Source organism: Prauserella oleivorans (assembly GCF_042685745.1).
Classification (GTDB): domain Bacteria; phylum Actinomycetota; class Actinomycetes; order Mycobacteriales; family Pseudonocardiaceae; genus Prauserella_A; species Prauserella_A oleivorans.
In genome coordinates, this window is the sequence record NZ_JBHUNT010000001.1 from 824,064 (window position 1) to 843,555 (window position 19,492).

Consider the following 19,492-nt stretch of genomic DNA (forward strand, 5'->3'; position numbering starts at 1 on the left):
GTCAGGCCGGTGCCACCTCGGCCGATCGGCTGATTGGGACCCGGCCAGACGTGGCCGTCTGTCCGAAGTGGTGTACCCGGGCGCCGGACCAGGCTTTCAGGCATGCCAACACAGACCACGAACGCCGCCGGTCCACTCGCGACCACGGCCTGGCCGGCCCTGTCCGGGCGCGGACTCGTCAAGCGCTACGGCACCCAGTACGCACTGGCCGGAGTGGACATCGACATCTCACCCGGCGAGGCCGTCGCGATCGTCGGCCCGTCCGGCTCCGGCAAGACGTCGCTGCTGCACGTGCTCGCCGGCATCCTGCCCGCCGATGACGGCGAGGTGTACCTGGCGGGCAGGCGGATCGACTCGCTCAGCGAGGCCAGGCGCAGCGAGCTGCGGCGCACCGAGTTCGGTTTCGTGTTCCAGTCCGGCAGGCTCGTGGCCGAGCTGAGTGCCGAGGAGAACGCCGCCCTGCCGTTGCTGCTGCACGGACGGAGTCGCAGCGCCGCGCTCGCCGAGGCCCGGCAGTGGCTCGGCCGGCTCGGTCTCGCGGGCAAGGAGTCTCGCAGGCCCGGTGAGCTCTCCGGCGGCGAGGCGCAGCGGGTGGCCATCGCGCGGGCGTTGGGGCATCGGCCGAGCGTGATCTTCGCCGATGAACCGACCGGTGCGCTGGACACCCGCACCGGCCGCGACACCACGGACGCGCTGCTCGGCGCGGCCGCGGAGACCGGCGCTGCCGTGGTGATCGTGACCCACGACCGGGATCTCGCCGAGTCGGTGCCGCGCAGGGTCGCCATCCGCGACGGCCGGGTGGACACCGGGGTGACGGCCGCATGAGCGCCTTCCGGCTCGCGCTGCGCGTGTTGTGTGCCGACCGGCGCACCCGAACCTCGGCGATCCTCACCGGCATCGGCGTGGCCATCGCGACGGCTCTGGTGCTGTTGCTGGTCGGCCTGCCGTTCGCGACCGAGGCCAGGGGGGAGCGGTCGGCGTGGCAGGCCCCGTCGTCGACGTCGGGGGACGGCGGGTCTGCCACGCTGGCGGTGGCCGTGAGCGAGGACCTCACCGGTGGGAGGGAGATCAGGCGGGTCGACGTCGCGGCGCTCACCGACCCGGCGGCCGTGTCCCTGCCACCGGGCATCGACAAGCTGCCCGCTCCCGGTGAGGCGCTGCTGTCCCCCGAGCTGAAGCGGCTCGCCGACGGCCTGCCCGCCTCGCAGCTCGGCGACCGGTTCGGCGACGTCGCGGGCGTACTGGGCGAGGACGCCCTGAAGTACCCGGACCAGCTCGTCGCCCTCGTCGGGCACACCCCGGAGGACATGCCGTCGTCGGCGTTCCCGCAGGCGGGGTTCACCACCGGCGGAGCCGAGCAGGACGCGAATCTGCAGCTGCTCGCCGGTGTGGGTGTGGTGGTGCTCGTGGTGCCGAGCCTGGTGCTGGTGGCGTCGTCGGCGCGGCTGATCGCGGCCAGCCGGGAACGCAGGCTCGCCGCCGTGCGGCTGGCCGGAGCGACCCCGCGGCAGGTCACAACCATGGTGGCGGCCGAGACGGCGATCGCCGCGGTCGGCGGTGCGCTGCTCGGTGCAGCGGTGAGTCCGCTCCTGCACCGGCTGGCGACGTACGTCCCGTGGGACGGCGGTACCTGGCGGCCGTCCGACTTCCAGCTTCCGCTCGCGGTTGCGGTGCCGATCGTCGTCGCCGTGCCCGCGCTCGTGCTGCTGGCAGCCGTGCTCGGCCTGCGCCGGGTGATGTCCGCGCCGCTCGGCGCGGCGGGTGCGCACCGGCCCAAGCCACTGCACTGGTGGCGGTTGTTGTCGTTGCCACTGGCGGGCCTGTTCTTCGCCTACTTCCTGCTCACCGCCGACGACGAGGCGGGCATGATGCTCGTCCTGGTGGGCCTGGGGCTGATCGTCGGCTCGGCCGCCTTGATCGGGCCGTGGGTGACGTCGGCGATCGGCGGCATCTTCGTCCGCGTCTGGCGCAAGCCCTCGACGCTGCTGGCCGGCAGGCGGCTGCGGGACGACCCCAGAGGCGCCTACCGGGCCTCGGCCGGTGTGGTGCTCGCCGTGTTCACGGGCTCGATGGCGCTGACGTTGCTGTCCACGATCGAGTCGATGGCCGGCTACACGTCCCAGTTCCGCGACGACGTGCTCTACGTCTACGCCGACCGGACCGAGGCCGAGGGGATCGCCGCGGAGACCAACGCCGCCCTCGCCCGCTACGGCCAGCGGGAACAGGCGGTCGGCATCGGCACGGTGTATCTGGCCAACAGGTACGGCACGGCACGGGCCATGGTGGTGGACTGCCGTTCGGCCGAGCGGTTGCTCTCCGTCGACATGGACGGGGCGTGCGCGGGCCGGCCCGCGGTCTACACGCCGTACCCCCTCGACCCGCGCTCCATAACGGTGACCGCGACCTCCGCTGATGGCGGTGTGCCGCTCGGCGCCGACATCCCGGTCCGGCCGCTGACCTCGACGGGCGACATCACCGTGGACCCGATCATCGACCCGGCCGTCCTGCCGGAAGGCATCGAACCGCAGGATGCGGTCGTGGCCGTGCCGACCACCCCGGCGAACGCCGACGTGGTGCGCACGGCACTGGCCGGTGCGGCGAACGGCATCGAGATCCAGAGCCGCGACGGCACGGTGACCAGCCAAGACACGGTGTTGTCGGACCTGCGGCGGGTGACCGTGCTGGGCCTGGTGGTGGCCGCGGTGCTCAGCGGCTGCAGCGCGGCGATCGCGACGGCCGGGTCGGTGCTGGACCGCCGCCGGACGTTCGGCGCGCTCATCGCGGCGGGCACGCCGGTGCGGGTGCTCGCCCGGGCGCTGCGCACGGAGGCCGCGATGCCCGCACTGGTGGCCACGATCGGTGCGGGCGCGGTCGGCACGGTGGTGGGCGTCGGGTTGTTCACCCTGGTCGACGACGGCCCGGTGGTGTTCAGCCCGTGGCTGCTCGCGCCGGTGGTGCTCGGCCTGGGGGTGGCGATGATCGCGGCGTCGGTCTGCACGCCCGCGTTGAAGCGGGTGCGGTCGGAACCGCTCGCCGACGAGTGAGGGGGAGGCGAGGGGCGCTCCGGTGGGAACCGGGGCGCCCCTCGTCACGGTCGCTTCTCGAAGATCAGGTCGCGGCTGACCCGGCCTTCCTCCTCCGCGCGCCGCTCGAACTTGGTGAGCGGGCGCCACTCCGGCCGCGGCGCCCAGCCGTCGAACCTGTTCCGCAGCGCCGGCTCGCCGGTGCACACCTCGAGCATCTGGTCGGCGTAGTCCTGCCAGTCGGTGGCGAGGTGCAGTGTGCCGCCCGAGGCCAGCCGCGAGGCCAGGAGCCGGACGAACGGCGGCTGGATCAGGCGCCGCTTGTGGTGGCGCTTCTTGGGCCACGGGTCCGGGAAGAAGATCCGTACGCAGGCCAGCGACTCCGGTGCGACGTGGTCGGTGAGCAGCGGCACGGCGTCGCCGTGCAGCAGCCGCAGGTTCTCCACCCCGAGCTTCTCGGCCCGCAGCATGAGCTGGCCGAGGCCGGCCTCGTAGACCTCGACGGCGACGTAGTTGACCTCGGGCGCGGACGCGGCGAGCTGGGCGGTGGTCTCCCCCATGCCGGAGCCGATCTCCAGCACGACCGGGGCCGGCCTGCCGAACCACTCGGCGAAGTCGATGGGGCCGGGCTCCAGCTGGGACACGGTGCGCCCGATCTTCGGCCACACGGTCTCCCACGCGCGCTGCTGCCCGACCGTCATGCGCCCGCCGCGTTTGACGTAGCTGACGACACTCCGCAGGCGCGGCTGCTGCTCGCTATCCACGAGCAGGCACGATAGCCGCAGCTCAGCGCACCGCTTCGAGCTCCCCCAGCCGCGCGCGCAGGCCTCCGGGGCCGGCGATGGCGAGCGGTTCGGGGGTCGGCCCGCTGTGCGCAGGGAGCACGTCGATCCACCCGGTGTGCCGCGAGGTGTTCAGGATCGTGGTCGGCGTTCGCCTGCCCCCGCGTCCGCCCTCGGACGGCATGAACTCCCAATAGCCGGATTCGCCGTCGGCCGCCCAGGGTACGAATTCCCATCCGGGTCGCCTGCTCAGCAATCTGTGCACGCGATCCTCGATGCGGAACCCGTCCTCCCGGTGAGCCAGAGTTCCGGCGGCCAGCGCGCGCAACCACCACGGGCACGGGACCGGCTCGTCGCCCGCGCACGCCGCGCGATACAGCGCGAGGACCTTGTCCTCCGGCGCCCGGTGCACCCACGCCTTGCGCAGGTCGGCTGGTTCGGCGGCGTCGCCCACAACTCGGGGCAACTCGATGGCTTGCGACCATTCGAGTTCCACCATCGGTTCGAGGCGCGGGATCTGTGTCACCGTCAAGGGTCACCTCCGTAGAGTCCTGACGGGCTGATTACCCACTATTCCCTGTTTCACGCCGTGACGGCGGGTGCAGTGGGGGTACTCACAGATCGTTAACCCATTCTTAATGCACTGTTGTTGTCCCGCGAACAAAACAGGCCCGGGCCGCCCCCGAATTGCGGCCCGGGCCTGTTTCTTTCCCCTTCATCCTTCGTGGCCGTGTTCCCGATTTCCGCGGCCGTTTCCGGATTTCCTGTGGTGATCTTTTTCGCTCACGCGTCCCGCTTGCGCGCGGTGCCGATGGCGATCGCCAGCAGGCCCACGGCGAAGACGGCGAAGTACACCAGCGCCCAGCCGGGGCTCAGCGTGGACGTCGACAGCGGCGCGCCGGCATCGGCGACCCGGCCCGCGTTGGAGGCGCCGTCACCGGTGACGAACTTGTGCAGCACGTTGAACGGCATCCACTTGTAGATGTCGTCGCCGATGCTCGGGATGATCGGCACCAGGCTCTCGACGGCCAGGAAGTAGATCAGCACGAGCGAGATGGCGCCCGCGCTGTGCCGCACGAGGATGCCGACGGCGACGGCCACCACGGCGGCCAGCGCGCAGGCCGGCCCGACGCCGGCGACGTTGAGCCAGTCGGCGGTGCCGTTCAGCGCGAGATCGGCCTCGGGTTGCAGCAGCAGTGACAGGCCCCAGGACGCGAAAGCCATGATCTCGCCGATCACCAGCGCGAGCACGGCCACGACGGTGGTCTTGGCGAGCAGCGCGGCCGAGCGGTTGGGCACGGCCTGGAACGTGGTGCGGATGGTGCCGAACCGGTACTCGGTGGTGATCGCCAGAGTCGCGAGCACCATGATCACCGCCATGCCGAAGCTGTAGGCGAACTGCGTGGTCGCGACGGTCGCCGGGAATTCCTCGCTGGCGTTGCCGACGACGAGTGCGGTGAAGCCGGAGGTCAGCACGAGCGCGGTGAGTGCGCACCACCACGGCGACCTCGTGGTCAGAAGCTTGATCCGTTCGACTGCGAGCAGAGTCATTGTCCTCGTGTCCTCGTGTCCTCGTTCAGGGCGAGCTGAGTCGTCAGTTGGTGGTGGCGAGCGCGCGCTGCGCCTCGCTCTCCAGATCGGCGTGGTACTCGACGGAGTCGCCGGTGATCTGCATGAACGCCTGCTCCAGGGAGCCGCGCTGCGGGCTGAGCTCGTGCAGCGTCACTTGGTTCTCCATGGCCAGCTGGCCGATCTTCTCGCTGCTCACACCGGATACGAGCAGCGCGTCGTCCTCGGCGGTGACGGTGGCTCCGAGCCGGTCGAGCGCGGCCCGGAGCCGGTCGAGCTGCGGGCTGCGGACCTTCACGCTGCTCTCGGTGGCGCGCGTGACGAATTCGTCGGTGCTGCTCTGCGCGATGAGCCTGCCCTTGCCGATCACCACCAGCTCGCTGGCCGTCAGCGCCATCTCCGAGAGCAGGTGGCTCGACACGAAGACGGTGCGTCCCTCGTCGGCGAGCCGGTGCATGAACTTGCGGATCCACAGGATGCCCTCGGGGTCGAGGCCGTTGACGGGTTCGTCGAACAGCAACACCTCTGGGTCACCGAGCAGTGCGCCCGCGATGCCGAGCCGCTGCGACATGCCGAGCGAGAACCCGCCCGCGCGCTTGTCGGCGACAGCGGACAGCCCCACGATGTCCAGCACCTCGTCGACCCGGCGTGGGGAGATCTTGTTGGATTTCGCCATCCACGTCAGGTGGGAGCGGGCGGAGCGGTTCGGGTGCACCCACTTGGCGTCGAGCAGCGCGCCGACCGTCCTCAGTGGATGGTGCAGCTCGGTGTACCTCTTCCCACCGATGCGGACGTCCCCCGCCGTCGGGTTGTCGAGCCCGAGGATCATGCGCATCGTCGTGGACTTGCCTGCCCCGTTGGGGCCGAGAAAGCCGGTGACGCGGCCGGGTGCGACGCTGAAGGTCAGGTCGTCGACGGCGAGCTTCTTGCCGTACCGCTTGGTGAGGCCCTTCGCCTCGATCATGGTGTGTCCCCTCCTCATGCGGCGATCCGGCGCCGCGATGCGGGCAAGTGCGTTGTCGGCGAACCATGTGACTTCCCCCAGGTTCGCCGCTCCATCGTCGCGGACGAGGACCGCCGTGCGCGTCATCCTGAGGGCCGAACTACCAATCGCCTCAAGTCGTACCTTGGCCCACCCCGCGCGCCCAGGCGATCGGTGATGACCCTGAGTTCACCCTGAACTGTTTTCCCCGGCACATCGGCAGGGGTTAATGAACTGTGGTTCAATATCCCTGTGGCGCGGCCACGGACCATCAGCGACGAGCGACTGCTCGCGGCCACGGGCGTGGTGATCGGCCGGTTCGGCCCGGGGTTCACGCTCGCGCAGGTCGCCGAGGAGGCGGGGGTCGCGGTGGGCAGTGTGGCGCAGCGGTTCGGGTCCAAGGCCGGGCTGCTGCGGGCACTCACCCAGGCGGGACGCCGAGACGTGGTCGCGCGGTTGCGGTCGGTCGCGGTGTCAGCCGCCGATCCGCGTGCGGCATTGCGCGACGCGCTCGTGGCCGTCTACTCCGAAATCGGTGACGCCGCGACCGCCGCGAACCACCTCGGCCAGCTGGGCATGGACATCGCCGACCCCGAGCTGCGCGGCCTGCTCGGTGAGCACTACGCCGCCATGGAAAAGGAACTGCGCGGGCTCGTGCGGGCGGCCGCGGCCGACGGCTGGAACGGACCCGAACCGCCCGTGGCGGCCCGGACGCTCCTCGTGGCGGTCAACGGCGCGGCCCTCGACTGGTCCATCCGGCCCCGGGGAACGCTCGTCGCCCGGCTGCGCGAGACCATCGATTCGATTACCGGGAGCTGGTACGCATGAGCACGCCGTTGGGGGGCAAGGTCGCGGTCGTCACGGGCGCGACCCGTGGCTGCGGCAGGGCGGTCGCCGTCGAACTCGGCCGCGCGGGTGCCACGGTGTTCGTCACCGGCCGCACGACCCGCCTGCAGCGCTCTCCCATGGGGCGTGCGGAGACCTTCGAGGAGACCGCGGAGCTCGTCGACGCGGTGGGCGGGCGCGGCATCGCGGTGCGGTGCGACTTCACGTCGGTCGCCGATGTGGACGCTCTACGGGACCGGATCGAGTCCGAAGTCGACGGTCGGCTGGACATCATCGTCGACGACGTCTGGGGCGGTGATCCGTACGCCGATTTCGCCTCGGCCTACTGGGAATCCGATCTCGACCAGGCGCTCACCATGGTGCGCAACGGCGTCGAGACGCATCTCATCGCACTGCATCGGCTCCTCCCGCTGCTGGTGCGCAGGCCGGGCGGGCTCGTCGTCGAGGTCACCGACGGCGAGGACGACGAGTACGTCGGCGCCGGCATCCCCTACTACCTCGTCAAGTCCGGTGTGCGCGCGCTCGGCCGGGCCCTCGGAGCGGAGCTGGCGAAGCACGACTGCACCGGACTGGCCGTCACGCCGGGCTTCCTGCGGTCGGAGGCCATGCTGGACCTGTTCGGCGTCACCGAGGCGAACTGGCGCGACGCGGTCACCGACCAGCGGCCGGAGTTCGCGGTGTCCGAGACGCCCACCTACCTCGCGCGCGGTGTCGTCGCGCTCGCGACGGACCCGGACGTGCAGCGCTTCGCCGGACGCACCCTCGCGTCGTGGACGCTGATGCACACCTACGGCATCACCGACGCCGACGGCAGCAAACCGGACTTCGGCCGGTACTTCCGCGAGGTCTACCTCACCGGCACCGACCCGCACACGGTCGACGCGACCAACTACCGCTGACCGCTGCGTCCGCCCCGGCAATCGTCAACTCCTTTTGCCCCCAACCAACTGGCACCGCCGGGGGTTCCCTACCCGCACCGAGCCCGAAGGCGAGTCCTTACACCCCTCCAGGCCGGGTGAGGCCGGTCTCGTAGGAGAAGACGACGGCTTGGACGCGATCGCGGAGCCCGAGCTTGGCCAGGATCCTGCCGACGTGCGTCTTCACCGTCGCCTCGGACAGGAACAGCACCTCGGCGATCTCGGCGTTGGACAGTCCCTTCGCGACCTGGGTGAGCACCTCGCGTTCCCGGTCGGTGAGCACGTCGAGCGCACTCGCATCGCGGGGTGCGAGCTGGCCGCTGCCGATGAACCGGTCGAGCAGCCGCTTCGTCACGGCGGGCGACACGACGGCGTCCCCGGCGGCGACCGAGCGCAGCGCGGACACCAGGTCGTCGGGTGGCGTGTCCTTGAGCAGGAACCCGCTCGCGCCGTTCTGCAGTGCCGCGTAGACGTACTCGTCGAGATCGAACGTGGTCATCACGAGCACCTTCGACGTGCCCGCCTCGACGATGCGCTTGGTCGCCTCCACGCCGTCGAGCACGGGCATCCGCACGTCCATCAGCACCACGTCGGGGCGCAGTTCGCCGGCGAGCCGGACCGCCTCGTTCCCGTTCCCGGCCTCGCCGGCCACGTCGATGTCGTCCTGGGCACCGAGCACCATCCGGAACCCGACGCGCATGAGTTCCTGATCGTCGACGACGAGTACGCGGATCACTGGTCCAACCTAACGGGCAGCACGGCCCGGACCTGCCAGCCGCCGCCGGGGCTCGGGCCGGCGTCGAGTGTGCCGCCGTAGACGTTGGCTCGCTCCCGCATGCCGATCAGCCCGTTGCCGCCCGGCACCGGCGCGGTGACCACCGGGCCGTCCGCCGCCCCGAGCGGCCGCGCCTTGCCGCCACCGTCGTCGTCGACCTCGACGCGCACCCGGTCGCCGTCGCGGCAGATCCGCACGCGCGCCCGGGTGCCGGCTCCGGCGTGTTTGAGGCTGTTGGTGAGCGACTCCTGCACGATCCGGTACACGCCCAGCGACACGCCCGCGGGCAGCTCGGTCAGGTCGAGGTCACCGTCGAGTTCGAGCCGCACGGGCAGCCCGGCGGACTCCATGCGCGCGACCAGCTCGGCCAGGTCGGCGGCGGTCGGCTGCGGCACCCTGGGTTCGCCGAGCGCGTCGGAGCCGTCCTCGCCGCGCAGCACGGCGAGCAGCCGGCGCAGCTCGTTCAGCGCGCTGCGGCCGGTCTCCGAGATCGTGCGGACCGCGCGTTCGGCGAGCTCGGGGTTGCCGCGGATGGCGTAGGAGGCGCCGTCGGCATGCACGACGATGACGCTCACTGCGTGGGCCACCACGTCGTGCAGCTCCCGGGCGATGCGGCTGCGTTCCTCGGCGACCGCGATGCGGGTCGCCTGGTGGCGTTCGGTTTCCAGCAGGTGCAGCCGCGCCTCCACCTCGGCCTGGTAGGCCCTCCGCGCTCCGACGAACTCGCCGAGCACCCAGCACAGCGCCAGCGACAGCCAGACGACGATGGTGTTGAGCAGCCACGCGCCGGGGAACTGGATGAACTGCTGCACCAGCGAGGCGGTCAGCGTCAACGCCGTGTAGATCGCGGCCTGCCTGCGTCCGGCGTAGACCACCAGCGTGTACACCGCGACGCACCCGACGAAGCCCGCGCCGAGCCCGATCCGGCCCAGCCCCACCGCGACGTGCGGCACGCTGACGACCAGTACCCAGTACGCGAAGAACACCGGATACCGGCGCCGGAACGGCATCGGGGCCATGAGCGCGAGGGCGAGCGGGAGGGCGAGGTACCACTCCGGCACCTCGAAGTCCGGCTGCAGCGCGAACGCGATGTAGACGCAGAGGTCGATGGCCAGCAGCACGACCGCGACGAGACTGTCACCGACCACCGGATGCGCCCGCATCCACAGACTGATCCGCCGCACGCGTCCACGGTATGGGGCGCGCTGGTGCCGCCGCGTCGTCCTGCGGTAGCACCTTGCGTGCGCATGCAGGATGACGCGGTGGCAGGATCAGCGCTCGCAGGGGAAGGGGGTTCGATGACCGCAGCGGACGGGGGCCGGCCGGCCGGACCGCTCTCGACCTCGGTGGCCAACCTGTGCCGCCGGCTGCAGCCGCAGGTGTCGCCGCGTACGGCGGCCGGGTTCGCGGAGGTGCTGCGCAGGCTGGACGCGCCGTTGCAGGTCGCCGTGGCGGGGCGGATCAAGTCGGGCAAGTCGACTCTGGTCAACGCGCTCATCGGGCGCCGGGTCGCGCCGACCGACGTCGGCGAGTGCACACGGCTCGTCACGCGGTTCCAGTACGGCACTGTCGACCGCATCGAGGTGGTCTTCACCGACGGCACCAAGCAGGTGCTGCCGTTCGCGCCGGACGGCATGATCCCCGCCGAGCTGGGCGTGGACATCCGGCGCGTCTCGCACATCGAGGCCTACCTGACCAACGCCGTGCTGCAGGGCATGACCGTGATCGACACGCCGGGCCTCGGCTCGCTGGACGCGGCGTCGGTGTCGCGGACCGAGCAGCTGCTGGGCGCGGCCCGTGGCGGCGATGCGGGCGACGCGCACGACTCGGGCGGCTCCGGCGATTCGGGCAGCCCGGGTTCGGACACCCTCGACGAGACGTCCCGCAACGCGGTCGCGGGCGCGGAGGCGGTGCTCTACGTCGTCACGCAGGGCATCCGTGCCGACGACCAGCAGGCGCTCGCCGCGTTCACGGCGGCCACCGCCAGCCGGGACGCCGGCCCGGTCAACGCCATCGCCGTGCTGAACAAGGCCGACACGATCCCGCCCGAGTCGGTCGACGGCGCGGACGGTGACGTGTGGAAGGCGGCGTGCCTGCTGGCCGAGAAGCAGGCGGCCATGCTGAAGCCGCGGGTGGCGGACGTGCTGCCGGTGATCGGGCTGATCGCGGAGTCGGCCGAGTCCGGGCAGTTCACCTCGGCCGACGCCGACGCGCTGCGGCGCATCGCCGAGCTCGACGACGGCGACCTCGACGTGATGCTGATGTCGGCCGACATCTTCACCACCTGGGACTGCGACCTACCCGCGGGGGTGCGCGTGCGGCTGCTGGAGAAGCTGGACCTCTTCGGCATCCGGCACGCCGTGGACGCGATCAGGTCCGAGCCGCAGATCACGGCCGGCGCGCTACGGCGCAAGCTCCTCGACGCCTCCGGGCTCGCCGCGGTCCGGGCGCGGCTGGGCACCGTGTTCGCCGCCCGCGCCGACGGCATCAAGGCGGCCGCCGCGCTCGCCTCCGTCACCGCGCTCGCCCACGCCTCGGGCGATGCCGCCGAACGCCAGCGGGTGCACGACGCTATCGAGGTCCTGCTCGCCAAGCCGGAGGCGCACCAGCTGAGGCTGCTCGAGGCACTGACGCTCGTCGCGTCGGGTGCGGTGGAGATGCCCGAGGACCTCAGCGAGGAGGTGCTGCGCGTCGGCAGCAACGCCGACATCCCGGCCCAGCTCGGCAAGCCAGGCGCGTCCCGCGCGGATTTGTCGACCTATGCACTGGAGCGGGCCGGCTGGTGGCGCTCGTTCGCCTCGTTCGGGGCCACCCCGGCACAGAGCCGCGTCGCGCACGTCGTGCACCGGGCGTACTTCCTCATCTGGCAGCAGTTGCGCGAGCAGGGAGGTTCCCGGTGAGCGGCTGGTTCCGCAAGCGCAAGGACACCGAGCCCGCCGAGGCCGAGGTTCAGGCGGCCGAGGCTCCGGAGACGGAGTCCCGGGAGGCCGAGTCCGACACGCCGACCGGCCGGATCCCCGTCGCGGCCGACGGAACCGTACCCGCGGGTACCGCGTCGAACGCCGATGTGGAACCCGTAGGACTCGTCGCCGGCCCGATCGGTCACGAGCAGGCGCTCGCCGACCGTCAGGCGCTGATCCAGTTGTGCCTGTACGCCATGGACCGCGCGCGCAGCGGGGGCGTCGCCGAGCGCATCGAGCAGGGACTCGCCGCCATCGGCGTGCACGCCCTGCGCCCCGACGGCCAGCGCTTCGACCCCGCCATGCACGAGGCGGGCGGTGCCGTGCCCACCGACGACGCCAACCTGGCGGGCATGGTCGCCGAGACGGAGGTCGTCGGGTTCGTCGATCACGAGCGGCTGCTGCGGGCGCCGATCGTCACCGTGTACACGAAGCGGTGACCCGCCGGCCCGACCACGCCCCCCATTGAGGCGCTTCGCGCCGCCCTGTTGAATCAAGCCCGTGACCACGGCACCCTCGCTCGGCAAACCGAGCCTGCCTGCCCAGGTCAAGCAGGCGCGGGAGGCGCTGCTGACGCTGCTTCGCGACCAGGACGCGCAGGCCGCCGCCTGGGTCGAGGAGCAACGAAGAGCCCGCACCGGCAAGCCGTCGGTCGTGGTGGTCGGCGAGACCAACCGCGGCAAGAGCTCCCTGGTCAACGCCCTGCTGGCGACGCCAGGCCTCTCCCCTGTCGACGCCGAGGTCGCCACGGCCACCTACCTCGTCTTCGAGCATTCCGAGGAGTGGCTCGCCCAGGCCTGCTACCCCGGCCAGCTCGCTCCCGTCGGGTTCCCCATGGACGAGCTCGTCCGCTGGGTCTCCGCCGCACACGACCTGCCCGAGGGCCAGCTCCCGCCCCGCTACGTCGAGGTGTCGGGCCCGGTACCGCTACTGGAACGCATCTCCGTGGTGGACACCCCGGGTGTCGGCGGCCTGGACTCGGCACACGGTGAGCTCGCCATGGAGGCGGCGGCGAGCGCCACCGCGCTGCTGTTCGTCGTCGATGCCTCCGCTCCCTTCACCTCCACCGAGCTGCAGTTCCTCTCCCGGATGGCCGACCGGGTCGAGACGGTGGTGTTCGCTCTGTCCAAGATCGACCAGTTCCGTGGCTGGCGCGAGGTGCTCGACGCCGACCGGGCGCTATTGGCCGAGCACGCGCCCCGGTTCGCCGAGGCGGTGTTCCATCCCGTGTCCGCGAGGATGTTCGAGATGGCAGCCAAGGCGCCGAGCGAGCAGGCCGCCGCGATGCTGCGCGAGAAGTCCGGGGTCGCCGAGCTGCAGGGCGCGCTGCAGGAGCTGCTGGTCGGCAGGTCCGCGATGCTGGCCGAGGCCAACACCCTGCGTGCGTTGTCGAGCGCGCTGGCCGAGCAGCACGCCAGGCTGAACGCCGAGCGCCGCGCGCTGTCCTCGGGCGAGGCGGAAGCCGAGCACCTGCGCGCCCGCCGCGACCAGCTCACCGCCGAACGCCGCTCCTCCACCCGTGGTTGGCAGCTGAAGCTCCGCGGCGAGGTGCAGCGCACGCGGGTGGAGGTCGGCCACGAGGTCAGCAGGCGCATGCGAGACGCCCAGTCCTACTTCAGGCAGCGGATCGATGCCGCGAGCCGGGACGAGCTGGCGACACTTCCCCAGCAGGTCGACATGGCGCTGCAGACCATCTCGCAGCAGATCTCCGGGCTGCTCGCCCACCGGCTCAACCACGTGACCGACGTGGCGCTCGCGGAGCTGTTCTCCGCCGAGGAGCTCGACATCATCCGCGCCCAGTTCGCCCGCGCGGGCGGGCCCCCGGTCGTGCTACGCCCACCGGACAAGCGCCCACCGACGGCCGAGGACAAGCTGCTGGTGTTCATGGGCGTCTCGGGTGGCGCGGGCGCGGCGAAGCTCGCGGCGGCCCCGCTGGCCGGGTTCGCGCTGTTCAACCCGGTGGTGTTGCCCGCGACCATCGTGATCGGACTCGGCGCCGGGTGGTGGATGGCGCGCACCCGCAGGCACGCCGCCGACAAACAACACACCAAGCAGTGGCTGGTCGAATCGATCGCCGATGCCCGCTCCACGCTGGATCAGCTGGTCGCCGAACAGCTCATCGAGGCCGAGCAGCAGCTTTCCCTCGCCCTCGACGACGCGCTGAGCAGGCGGATCGAGGCCATCGAGGCGGAGCTCAAGGACGTCGACAAGACCATCAAGATGGACGCCCAGGAGCGCGCGAAGACGCTCTCGGCGGTGACGAAGCGGATCAAGGAGATCTCCGACGGCCGCGACCGCGCGGAGGCGTTCCTGACCAGGATCCGCGCCTTGCGGGACCGTCCCCGCGCGGACGACGGCGCTGGTGCGGGGAACCGAAGCGGAATACGGTGAGTCTCAACCACAGCATCTGCTCGAGAAAACGGTTGGCAGCCCTGACCAGAGGGGGAGTTCCCAGTGTGGGTCGACGAGAGTGGTGGTGCGGACGCCACTGACACCACTGACACCACAGGCACCTCGGACGAGATGACCGTCGTCGTCGAAGGCGAGGACTACTCCGCCGACGTCAACTTCGACATCGACGAGGACGGCGTCGAGGACACCGCGGTCATCGAGCACGCCGACGGCAGTGGTCAGGCCTTCGTGGACACCGACGGCGACGGCGACGCCGACGAGTACCTGGCCATCGACGCCCAGGGCGAGGTGGTCACCCACGCGCAGTTCGACGACGCGAGTGGCGACTGGGTGTCGGTCGAGCCGGGCGGGCAGGGGGACGACGCCCCGGAGACGCAGACCGGCGCGGGCGGCACCATCACCGCCGACCTGCCGGAAGGCGACATCGAGGTCGGCCCCGCGACGGTCGACACCGACTCCGACGGCGTGAACGACACGGCCATGGTGGACGACGGCGCGGGCAACACCATCGCGTTCACCGACGCCGACGGTGACGGCCAGGCCGATGTCGCCGTGGTGATCGGTCCGGACGGCGAGTCGACCGTGCTGGAGCACACCGGTGACGGCGAGTGGACCGAGACGACCGGCACGTCGGCCGGCGCCGATGGCAGCGACAGTGTCTGGGGTGGAGGCGGCCAGGCCGTCGAAGGTGTCGCCAAGATCGATTCGGCCACCGGCCAGTGGATCAGTCAGAACTGACCGGCCCGGCTGCAGCCCGAAAAGGGCGAACAGGACATCCGGTTGAAGACCCGGCCCGAGCGCGGAGCCGGGTCTTCGCCGTATCGGCAGGAAAGTCTCTTCCAATGGTCCGGTTCAGCTGCAACTGAATCGATTCCCTGATCGTTCTTGTGAGAGAACCGACAGGTCAGAGGTCGTTTCCGCCTGTGTTCGGCCGCTAGTCTCAGGGAATCCCCAAATAACCGGACACCGCTCGGGCGGTGTGCGAAGCCATTCGGTCGCCGGCAACGGAGCCCGCACCTGGACTTGGTAGTTCGGTGTGGGCTCTTGTCGTCGAAGACAGGAGAAGAGATGACTGCAGTAGCCATCCCAGGGCTGGACCAGGCGCCAACTACGCACAGCGGCGTGCTGTCTTGGGTGCGCGAGGTCGCGGAGTTGACCACCCCCGACCGAGTGGTGTGGGTCGACGGCTCCGACGAAGAGGCCGAGCGCATCAACAACGAGCTGGTCGAAGCGGGGACCTTCGTCAAGCTCGACAAGAAGCCCAACTCCTACTGGGCCGCATCAGACCCGAGTGACGTCGCCCGCGTCGAGGAGCGCACCTTCATCTGCTCCGAACGCGAGGAAGACGCCGGGCCCACCAACAACTGGATGCACCCGGACGAGATGAAGGCCACCATGACCGAGCTCTACCGGGGCTGCATGCGTGGTCGGACGATGTACGTCATCCCCTTCTGCATGGGACCGCTCGGTGACGAGAACCCGAAGCTCGGCATCGAGATCACCGACTTCGCCTACGTCGTGGCTTCGATGCGCGTGATGACGCGCATGGGGAAGGCCGCCCTCGACAAGTTCGTCAAGGAGGACGGCACCGAGCGCGAGTTCGTGCCCGCGCTGCACTCGGTCGGCAAGCCGCTCGAGCCCGGCGAGAAGGACGTGCCGTGGCCGTGCAACGACACCAAGTACATCACCCACTTTCCGGAGTCCCGGACCATCTGGAGCTACGGCTCCGGCTACGGCGGCAACTCGCTGCTCGGCAAGAAGTGCTACTCGCTGCGCATCGCCTCGGTGATGGCGCGCGACGAGGGCTGGCTCGCCGAGCACATGCTGATCCTCAAGCTCATCTCCCCGGAGAACAAGGCCTACTACGTCGCGGCGGCGTTCCCAAGCGCCTGCGGCAAGACCAACCTCGCCATGATCCAGCCGACCATCCCGGGCTGGCGCGCCGAGACCGTCGGTGACGACATCGCCTGGATGCGCTTCGGCGAGGACGGCAGGCTCTACGCGATCAACCCCGAGTTCGGCCTGTTCGGTGTCGCGCCCGGCACCGGGGTGAAGACGAACCCGGTCGCGATGAACACCATCGAGCAGGGCAACACCGTGTTCACCAACGTCGCGCTGACCGACGACGGCGACGTCTGGTGGGAGGGCATGACCCCGGAGGCGCCCGCGCACCTGACCGACTGGAAGGGCCGCGACTGGACGCCGGAGTCCGACGAGCCGGCCGCGCACCCGAACTCGCGTTTCTGCACCCCGATCGCGCAGGTGCCGACCCTGGCGCCCGAGTGGGACGACCCGAAGGGTGTGCCGATCTCGGCGATCCTGTTCGGTGGTCGTCGCAAGAACACCATCCCGCTGGTGAGCGAGGCCCGCGACTGGCAGCACGGCGTCTTCATGGGCGCCACGATGTCGTCGGAGAAGACCGCCGCCGCCGCGGGCAAGGTCGGCGAGGTGCGCCGCGACCCGATGGCGATGCTGCCGTTCCTCGGCTACCACGTCGGCGACTACTTCCAGCACTGGCTCGACACGGGCAAGAACGCCGACGGCGCCAAGCTGCCGAAGATCTTCTACGTCAACTGGTTCCGCCGTGGCGACGACAAGCGGTTCCTGTGGCCGGGCTTCGGCGAGAACTCGCGCGTGCTGAAGTGGATCGTCGAGCGCATCGAGGGCAAGGCCTCGGCCCAGGAGACCCCGGCGGGCTTCGTGCCGCGCGCCGAGGACCTCGACACCGAGGGCCTGGAGGAGCCGCTGGCCGACATCCAGGCCGCGCTCGCCGTCGACCCGGAGGAGTGGCGGCAGGAGATCCCGCTGATCGAGGAGTGGTTCGCCAAGATCGGTGAGGACAAGGTGCCGTCCGCCCTGAAGGACGAGCTGGAGGCGCTCAAGCAGCGGCTCGCGTAGTCACGCAGTCCGAACGTCCCCATGGGCACCGGTTCCGCCATGAACGAACGGTGGTGCCCATGGGGACGTCGTACGTCTACGGTCGGAACCCGTGGAGTTCCGATTCGGCGTGAACATGCTGGCCTCCGCGGGCCGGGCTCACTGGATCGACCTGTGCCGTAAGGCCGAGCGACTGGGGTACGACGTCGTCGCGGTGCCCGATCACCTCGGGATGCCGGCGCCCTTTCCCGCGCTGGTCGCCGCCGCCGAGGCGACCGAGCGCGTGCGCCTGGGCACCTACGTGGTGAACACCGGTTTCTACAACCCCGTCCTGCTGGCCAGGGACGTCGAGGGTGTGGACCAGTTGCTCGAGGGCCGGTTCGAGCTCGGTCTCGGCACCGGCTACGTCAAGGCGGAGTTCGACGCGGCAGGGCTGCCGTTCCTCTCGCCGGGTAAGCGGCTCGATCACCTCGAACGCTGCATCGAGGCGATCCGCGAGCACTACGGTGACCGAACGCCGCCCCCGCTGTTCCTCGGTGGCCAGCGCGACCGGATGCTGCGGCTGGCCGCGCGAGAGGCCGACATCGTGGGCTTCACCGGCGTGCGCTTTTCGCGGGACGGCGATTCGGCGGCCATCGCCTCGCCGGACGAGCTCGACGAGCGGATCGCGTTCGTGCGGTCCGAGGCCGGGGACCGCGCCGACGGCCTCGAGCTCAACCTGCTGATCCAGTCGGTGGTGGTCACCGACGACCGGTCGGCCGTGCTCGAGCAGCTCCGCCGGTACGACCCGGACCGGACACCGGAGGAGCTCGGCGAGGTGCCGATTCTGCTGGTCGGCACGGTCGAGCAGATCGCCGAGCAGCTGCGGGCGCAGCGAGAGCGGTTCGGCATCACCTACGTGTCGGTGATGGACAAAGACCTCGACGCGTTCGCCGAGGTCATCGCCCACCTGCGCGGAGGCAAGCCCCTCACTCGTTGAACAGGCCGATGATCTCGTCCACCGCCAGGTAGGCGAAGAGCACCAGGCACACCGTCAGCAGGGTGTTCGACAGCCAGCGCGACCGGCCCTCGGGTCCGACGCGGTTCGAGTTGAGCAGGAACAGCAGGGTGCCCGCGAGGAACGGCATGAAGAACGCCCCGAGCACGCCGTAGGTCACGGTCAGCTGGAACGGCCGGTCGAGGAACAGCAGAGCCATCGGCGGGAAGGTCAGCCACAGCACGTACACGCGGAACGCGGTGCTGCGCCTGCCTGCCTTGCGGTCGTAGTCCTCCACCGAGTCCTCGGCGTGCGCGGGCAACCGCCACGTGCGCCACCAGTCGGCGAAGAGCAGGCTCACGCCGTTCCACACACCGATGAGCGAGGTGAACGACACCGCGAAGAACCCGACGAGGAACGGGATCCGGGCCCACTGACCGTATTCCTGCGCCAGGATGTCGCCGAGCATCAGCAGGCCCTCGTCGCCGGAGACGACGTCCTGGCCGAACAGCAGCTCCGCGCCCACGATGAGCATGGCGACCACGAAGATCGCGGTGGTCACGTAGCCGACCGTGTTGTCCAGCCGCATCATCGGCATCCACCGCGACGTGCGCCAGCCCTTGGCCAGGGTCCAGTAGCCGTAGGCCGCCATTGTGATGGTGCCGCCGACCCCGCCGATCAGGCCGAGCACGTAGACGAACGAGCCGCTCGGCAGCCGCGGCACGAAGCCCTCGGCGGCGTCGAACAGGTTCGGCGTCACCAGCACGGCCGTCCCGACGACGGTGACGAACATGATGCCGACGAAGACGGTCATGATCTTCTCGATCACGGCGTACCGGCCGAACCAGACCAGCAGGAAGCCGACGACGCCGCAGATCATCGCCCAGTACCGCACGGACAGGCCGGGGAACAGGGCGTTCAGCGGCAGGCCGCTCGCGGACATCGCGGTGGCGCCGTAGACGAAGCCCCACACCACCGCGTAGGCGCCGAAGTAGACGAGCACCCACTTGCCGAGCGTGCGCCAGCCGGAGAGGATCGTCCGCCCCGAGGCCAGGTGCCAGCGTCCGACGGCCTCACCGAGGGCGATCTTGAAGATGGTCCCGACGATCACCGCCCACAGCAGCGTGTAGCCGTACCGGGAACCGGCGACCATCGTGGCGACGAGGTCACCCGCGCCGACGCCGGTGGCGGCCGCCATGATGCCCGGGCCGATCTGGCGGATCTTGGCTTTCCAGGTGACGGGGACGTCCTCGTGGGCCACCCCGGCGTGGCCGGCTTCGTTCGACATGACAGGCAAAATAAGCGCTGAGCCCGCGCCGCGAAACCAAATGTTGCCGGACGTTCATCACTTTCCGGTCGGCCGGTGATCCGGT

General features: G+C 70.5%; 17 protein-coding genes. 10 read left to right on the forward strand and 7 right to left on the reverse strand.

From position 1 onward, the window contains the following. Positions 1–102 precede the first annotated feature (102 nt). Both ACFSZT_RS04060 and ACFSZT_RS04065 read left to right on the forward strand, forming a co-directional pair. On the forward strand, positions 103–825 hold the full coding sequence (locus tag ACFSZT_RS04060; protein WP_377395678.1) for an ABC transporter ATP-binding protein: 723 nt from the start codon (positions 103–105) through the stop codon (positions 823–825). Beyond that, the gene (locus ACFSZT_RS04065; RefSeq protein WP_377395681.1) at positions 822–3,044 is read left to right on the forward strand and encodes an FtsX-like permease family protein; all 2,223 of its coding nucleotides are present in this window, start codon (positions 822–824) and stop codon (positions 3,042–3,044) included. The genes ACFSZT_RS04060 and ACFSZT_RS04065 overlap by 4 nt, the downstream gene beginning before the upstream one ends. Positions 3,045–3,088: 44 nt before the next feature. Here the strand turns inward: ACFSZT_RS04065 and trmB are convergent, their stop codons facing one another. The 4 genes from trmB to ACFSZT_RS04085 all read right to left on the reverse strand — a co-directional run bounded on the left by trmB (position 3,089) and on the right by ACFSZT_RS04085 (position 6,338). After that, positions 3,089–3,787: a tRNA (guanosine(46)-N7)-methyltransferase TrmB gene (trmB, locus tag ACFSZT_RS04070; protein WP_377395683.1), complete on the reverse strand. Its 699-nt coding sequence runs from the start codon at positions 3,785–3,787 to the stop codon at positions 3,089–3,091. Positions 3,788–3,809: 22 nt separating this feature from the next. Next, positions 3,810–4,304: a hypothetical protein gene (locus ACFSZT_RS04075; protein WP_377396320.1), complete on the reverse strand. Its 495-nt coding sequence runs from the start codon at positions 4,302–4,304 to the stop codon at positions 3,810–3,812. A gap of 284 nt (positions 4,305–4,588) precedes the next feature. Continuing rightward, positions 4,589–5,356: a hypothetical protein gene (locus tag ACFSZT_RS04080; RefSeq protein WP_377395686.1), complete on the reverse strand. Its 768-nt coding sequence runs from the start codon at positions 5,354–5,356 to the stop codon at positions 4,589–4,591. 43 nt (positions 5,357–5,399) lie between these two features. Continuing rightward, the gene (locus ACFSZT_RS04085; protein ID WP_377395689.1) at positions 5,400–6,338 is read right to left on the reverse strand and encodes an ABC transporter ATP-binding protein; all 939 of its coding nucleotides are present in this window, start codon (positions 6,336–6,338) and stop codon (positions 5,400–5,402) included. Positions 6,339–6,608: 270 nt separating this feature from the next. Here ACFSZT_RS04085 and ACFSZT_RS04090 point away from each other — a divergent pair, with 270 nt between their 5' ends. Together ACFSZT_RS04090 and ACFSZT_RS04095 are read left to right on the forward strand one after the other, a co-directional pair. Beyond that, on the forward strand, positions 6,609–7,184 hold the full coding sequence (locus ACFSZT_RS04090) for a TetR/AcrR family transcriptional regulator (RefSeq protein WP_377395692.1): 576 nt from the start codon (positions 6,609–6,611) through the stop codon (positions 7,182–7,184). Then, positions 7,181–8,101, forward strand: a complete 921-nt coding sequence (locus tag ACFSZT_RS04095) for an SDR family oxidoreductase (protein WP_377395695.1) — start codon at positions 7,181–7,183, stop codon at positions 8,099–8,101. The genes ACFSZT_RS04090 and ACFSZT_RS04095 overlap by 4 nt, the downstream gene beginning before the upstream one ends. A 97-nt stretch (positions 8,102–8,198) precedes the next feature. Here ACFSZT_RS04095 and ACFSZT_RS04100 read toward each other — a convergent pair whose 3' ends face one another. Both ACFSZT_RS04100 and ACFSZT_RS04105 read right to left on the reverse strand, forming a co-directional pair. After that, complete coding sequence (locus tag ACFSZT_RS04100) at positions 8,199–8,855, reverse strand: response regulator (protein ID WP_377395697.1); 657 nt, start codon at positions 8,853–8,855, stop codon at positions 8,199–8,201. Then, on the reverse strand, positions 8,852–10,057 hold the full coding sequence (locus ACFSZT_RS04105; protein WP_449301425.1) for a sensor histidine kinase: 1,206 nt from the start codon (positions 10,055–10,057) through the stop codon (positions 8,852–8,854). The genes ACFSZT_RS04100 and ACFSZT_RS04105 overlap by 4 nt, the downstream gene beginning before the upstream one ends. A gap of 135 nt (positions 10,058–10,192) precedes the next feature. Here ACFSZT_RS04105 and ACFSZT_RS04110 point away from each other — a divergent pair, with 135 nt between their 5' ends. The 6 genes from ACFSZT_RS04110 to ACFSZT_RS04135 all read left to right on the forward strand — a co-directional run bounded on the left by ACFSZT_RS04110 (position 10,193) and on the right by ACFSZT_RS04135 (position 18,122). Continuing rightward, a complete protein-coding gene (locus ACFSZT_RS04110; RefSeq protein ID WP_377395700.1) occupies positions 10,193–11,794 on the forward strand; it encodes a dynamin family protein in 1,602 nt (533 codons plus the stop codon). 113 nt (positions 11,795–11,907) lie between these two features. Then, positions 11,908–12,294, forward strand: coding sequence for a nucleotide exchange factor GrpE (grpE, locus tag ACFSZT_RS04115; protein ID WP_377396326.1), 387 nt, complete (start codon positions 11,908–11,910; stop codon positions 12,292–12,294). 61 nt (positions 12,295–12,355) lie between these two features. After that, positions 12,356–14,245, forward strand: coding sequence for a dynamin family protein (locus ACFSZT_RS04120; protein ID WP_377395703.1), 1,890 nt, complete (start codon positions 12,356–12,358; stop codon positions 14,243–14,245). A 63-nt stretch (positions 14,246–14,308) separates the two neighbouring features. Then, the gene (locus ACFSZT_RS04125; RefSeq protein WP_377395706.1) at positions 14,309–15,004 is read left to right on the forward strand and encodes a hypothetical protein; all 696 of its coding nucleotides are present in this window, start codon (positions 14,309–14,311) and stop codon (positions 15,002–15,004) included. 330 nt (positions 15,005–15,334) lie between these two features. Then, on the forward strand, positions 15,335–17,164 hold the full coding sequence (locus ACFSZT_RS04130; RefSeq protein WP_377395709.1) for a phosphoenolpyruvate carboxykinase (GTP): 1,830 nt from the start codon (positions 15,335–15,337) through the stop codon (positions 17,162–17,164). Between the two features lie 91 nt (positions 17,165–17,255). Beyond that, positions 17,256–18,122 carry an LLM class F420-dependent oxidoreductase gene (locus ACFSZT_RS04135; protein ID WP_377395712.1) on the forward strand — a complete coding sequence of 289 codons (867 nt, stop codon included), beginning with the start codon at positions 17,256–17,258 and terminating at the stop codon, positions 18,120–18,122. Here ACFSZT_RS04135 and ACFSZT_RS04140 read toward each other — a convergent pair. After that, positions 18,112–19,407: an Nramp family divalent metal transporter gene (locus tag ACFSZT_RS04140; protein WP_377395715.1), complete on the reverse strand. Its 1,296-nt coding sequence runs from the start codon at positions 19,405–19,407 to the stop codon at positions 18,112–18,114. The two genes, ACFSZT_RS04135 and ACFSZT_RS04140, sit on opposite strands and share 11 nt — an antisense overlap. Positions 19,408–19,492 lie beyond the last annotated feature (85 nt).

Bases quoted from the DNA above. Each gene is read 5' to 3' on its own strand.
- ACFSZT_RS04060 (WP_377395678.1), top strand. From the start codon at position 103: ATGCCAACACAGACCACGAACGCCGCCGGTCCACTCGCGACCACGGCC.
- ACFSZT_RS04065 (WP_377395681.1), top strand. From the start codon at position 822: ATGAGCGCCTTCCGGCTCGCGCTGCGCGTGTTGTGTGCCGACCGGCGC.
- ACFSZT_RS04075 (WP_377396320.1), bottom strand. From the start codon at position 4,304: ATGGTGGAACTCGAATGGTCGCAAGCCATCGAGTTGCCCCGAGTTGTG.
- ACFSZT_RS04080 (WP_377395686.1), bottom strand. From the start codon at position 5,356: ATGACTCTGCTCGCAGTCGAACGGATCAAGCTTCTGACCACGAGGTCG.
- ACFSZT_RS04085 (WP_377395689.1), bottom strand. From the start codon at position 6,338: ATGATCGAGGCGAAGGGCCTCACCAAGCGGTACGGCAAGAAGCTCGCC.
- ACFSZT_RS04095 (WP_377395695.1), top strand. From the start codon at position 7,181: ATGAGCACGCCGTTGGGGGGCAAGGTCGCGGTCGTCACGGGCGCGACC.
- ACFSZT_RS04105 (WP_449301425.1), bottom strand. From the start codon at position 10,057: ATGCGGGCGCATCCGGTGGTCGGTGACAGTCTCGTCGCGGTCGTGCTG.
- ACFSZT_RS04110 (WP_377395700.1), top strand. From the start codon at position 10,193: ATGACCGCAGCGGACGGGGGCCGGCCGGCCGGACCGCTCTCGACCTCG.
- ACFSZT_RS04130 (WP_377395709.1), top strand. From the start codon at position 15,335: ATGACTGCAGTAGCCATCCCAGGGCTGGACCAGGCGCCAACTACGCAC.
- ACFSZT_RS04140 (WP_377395715.1), bottom strand. From the start codon at position 19,407: ATGTCGAACGAAGCCGGCCACGCCGGGGTGGCCCACGAGGACGTCCCC.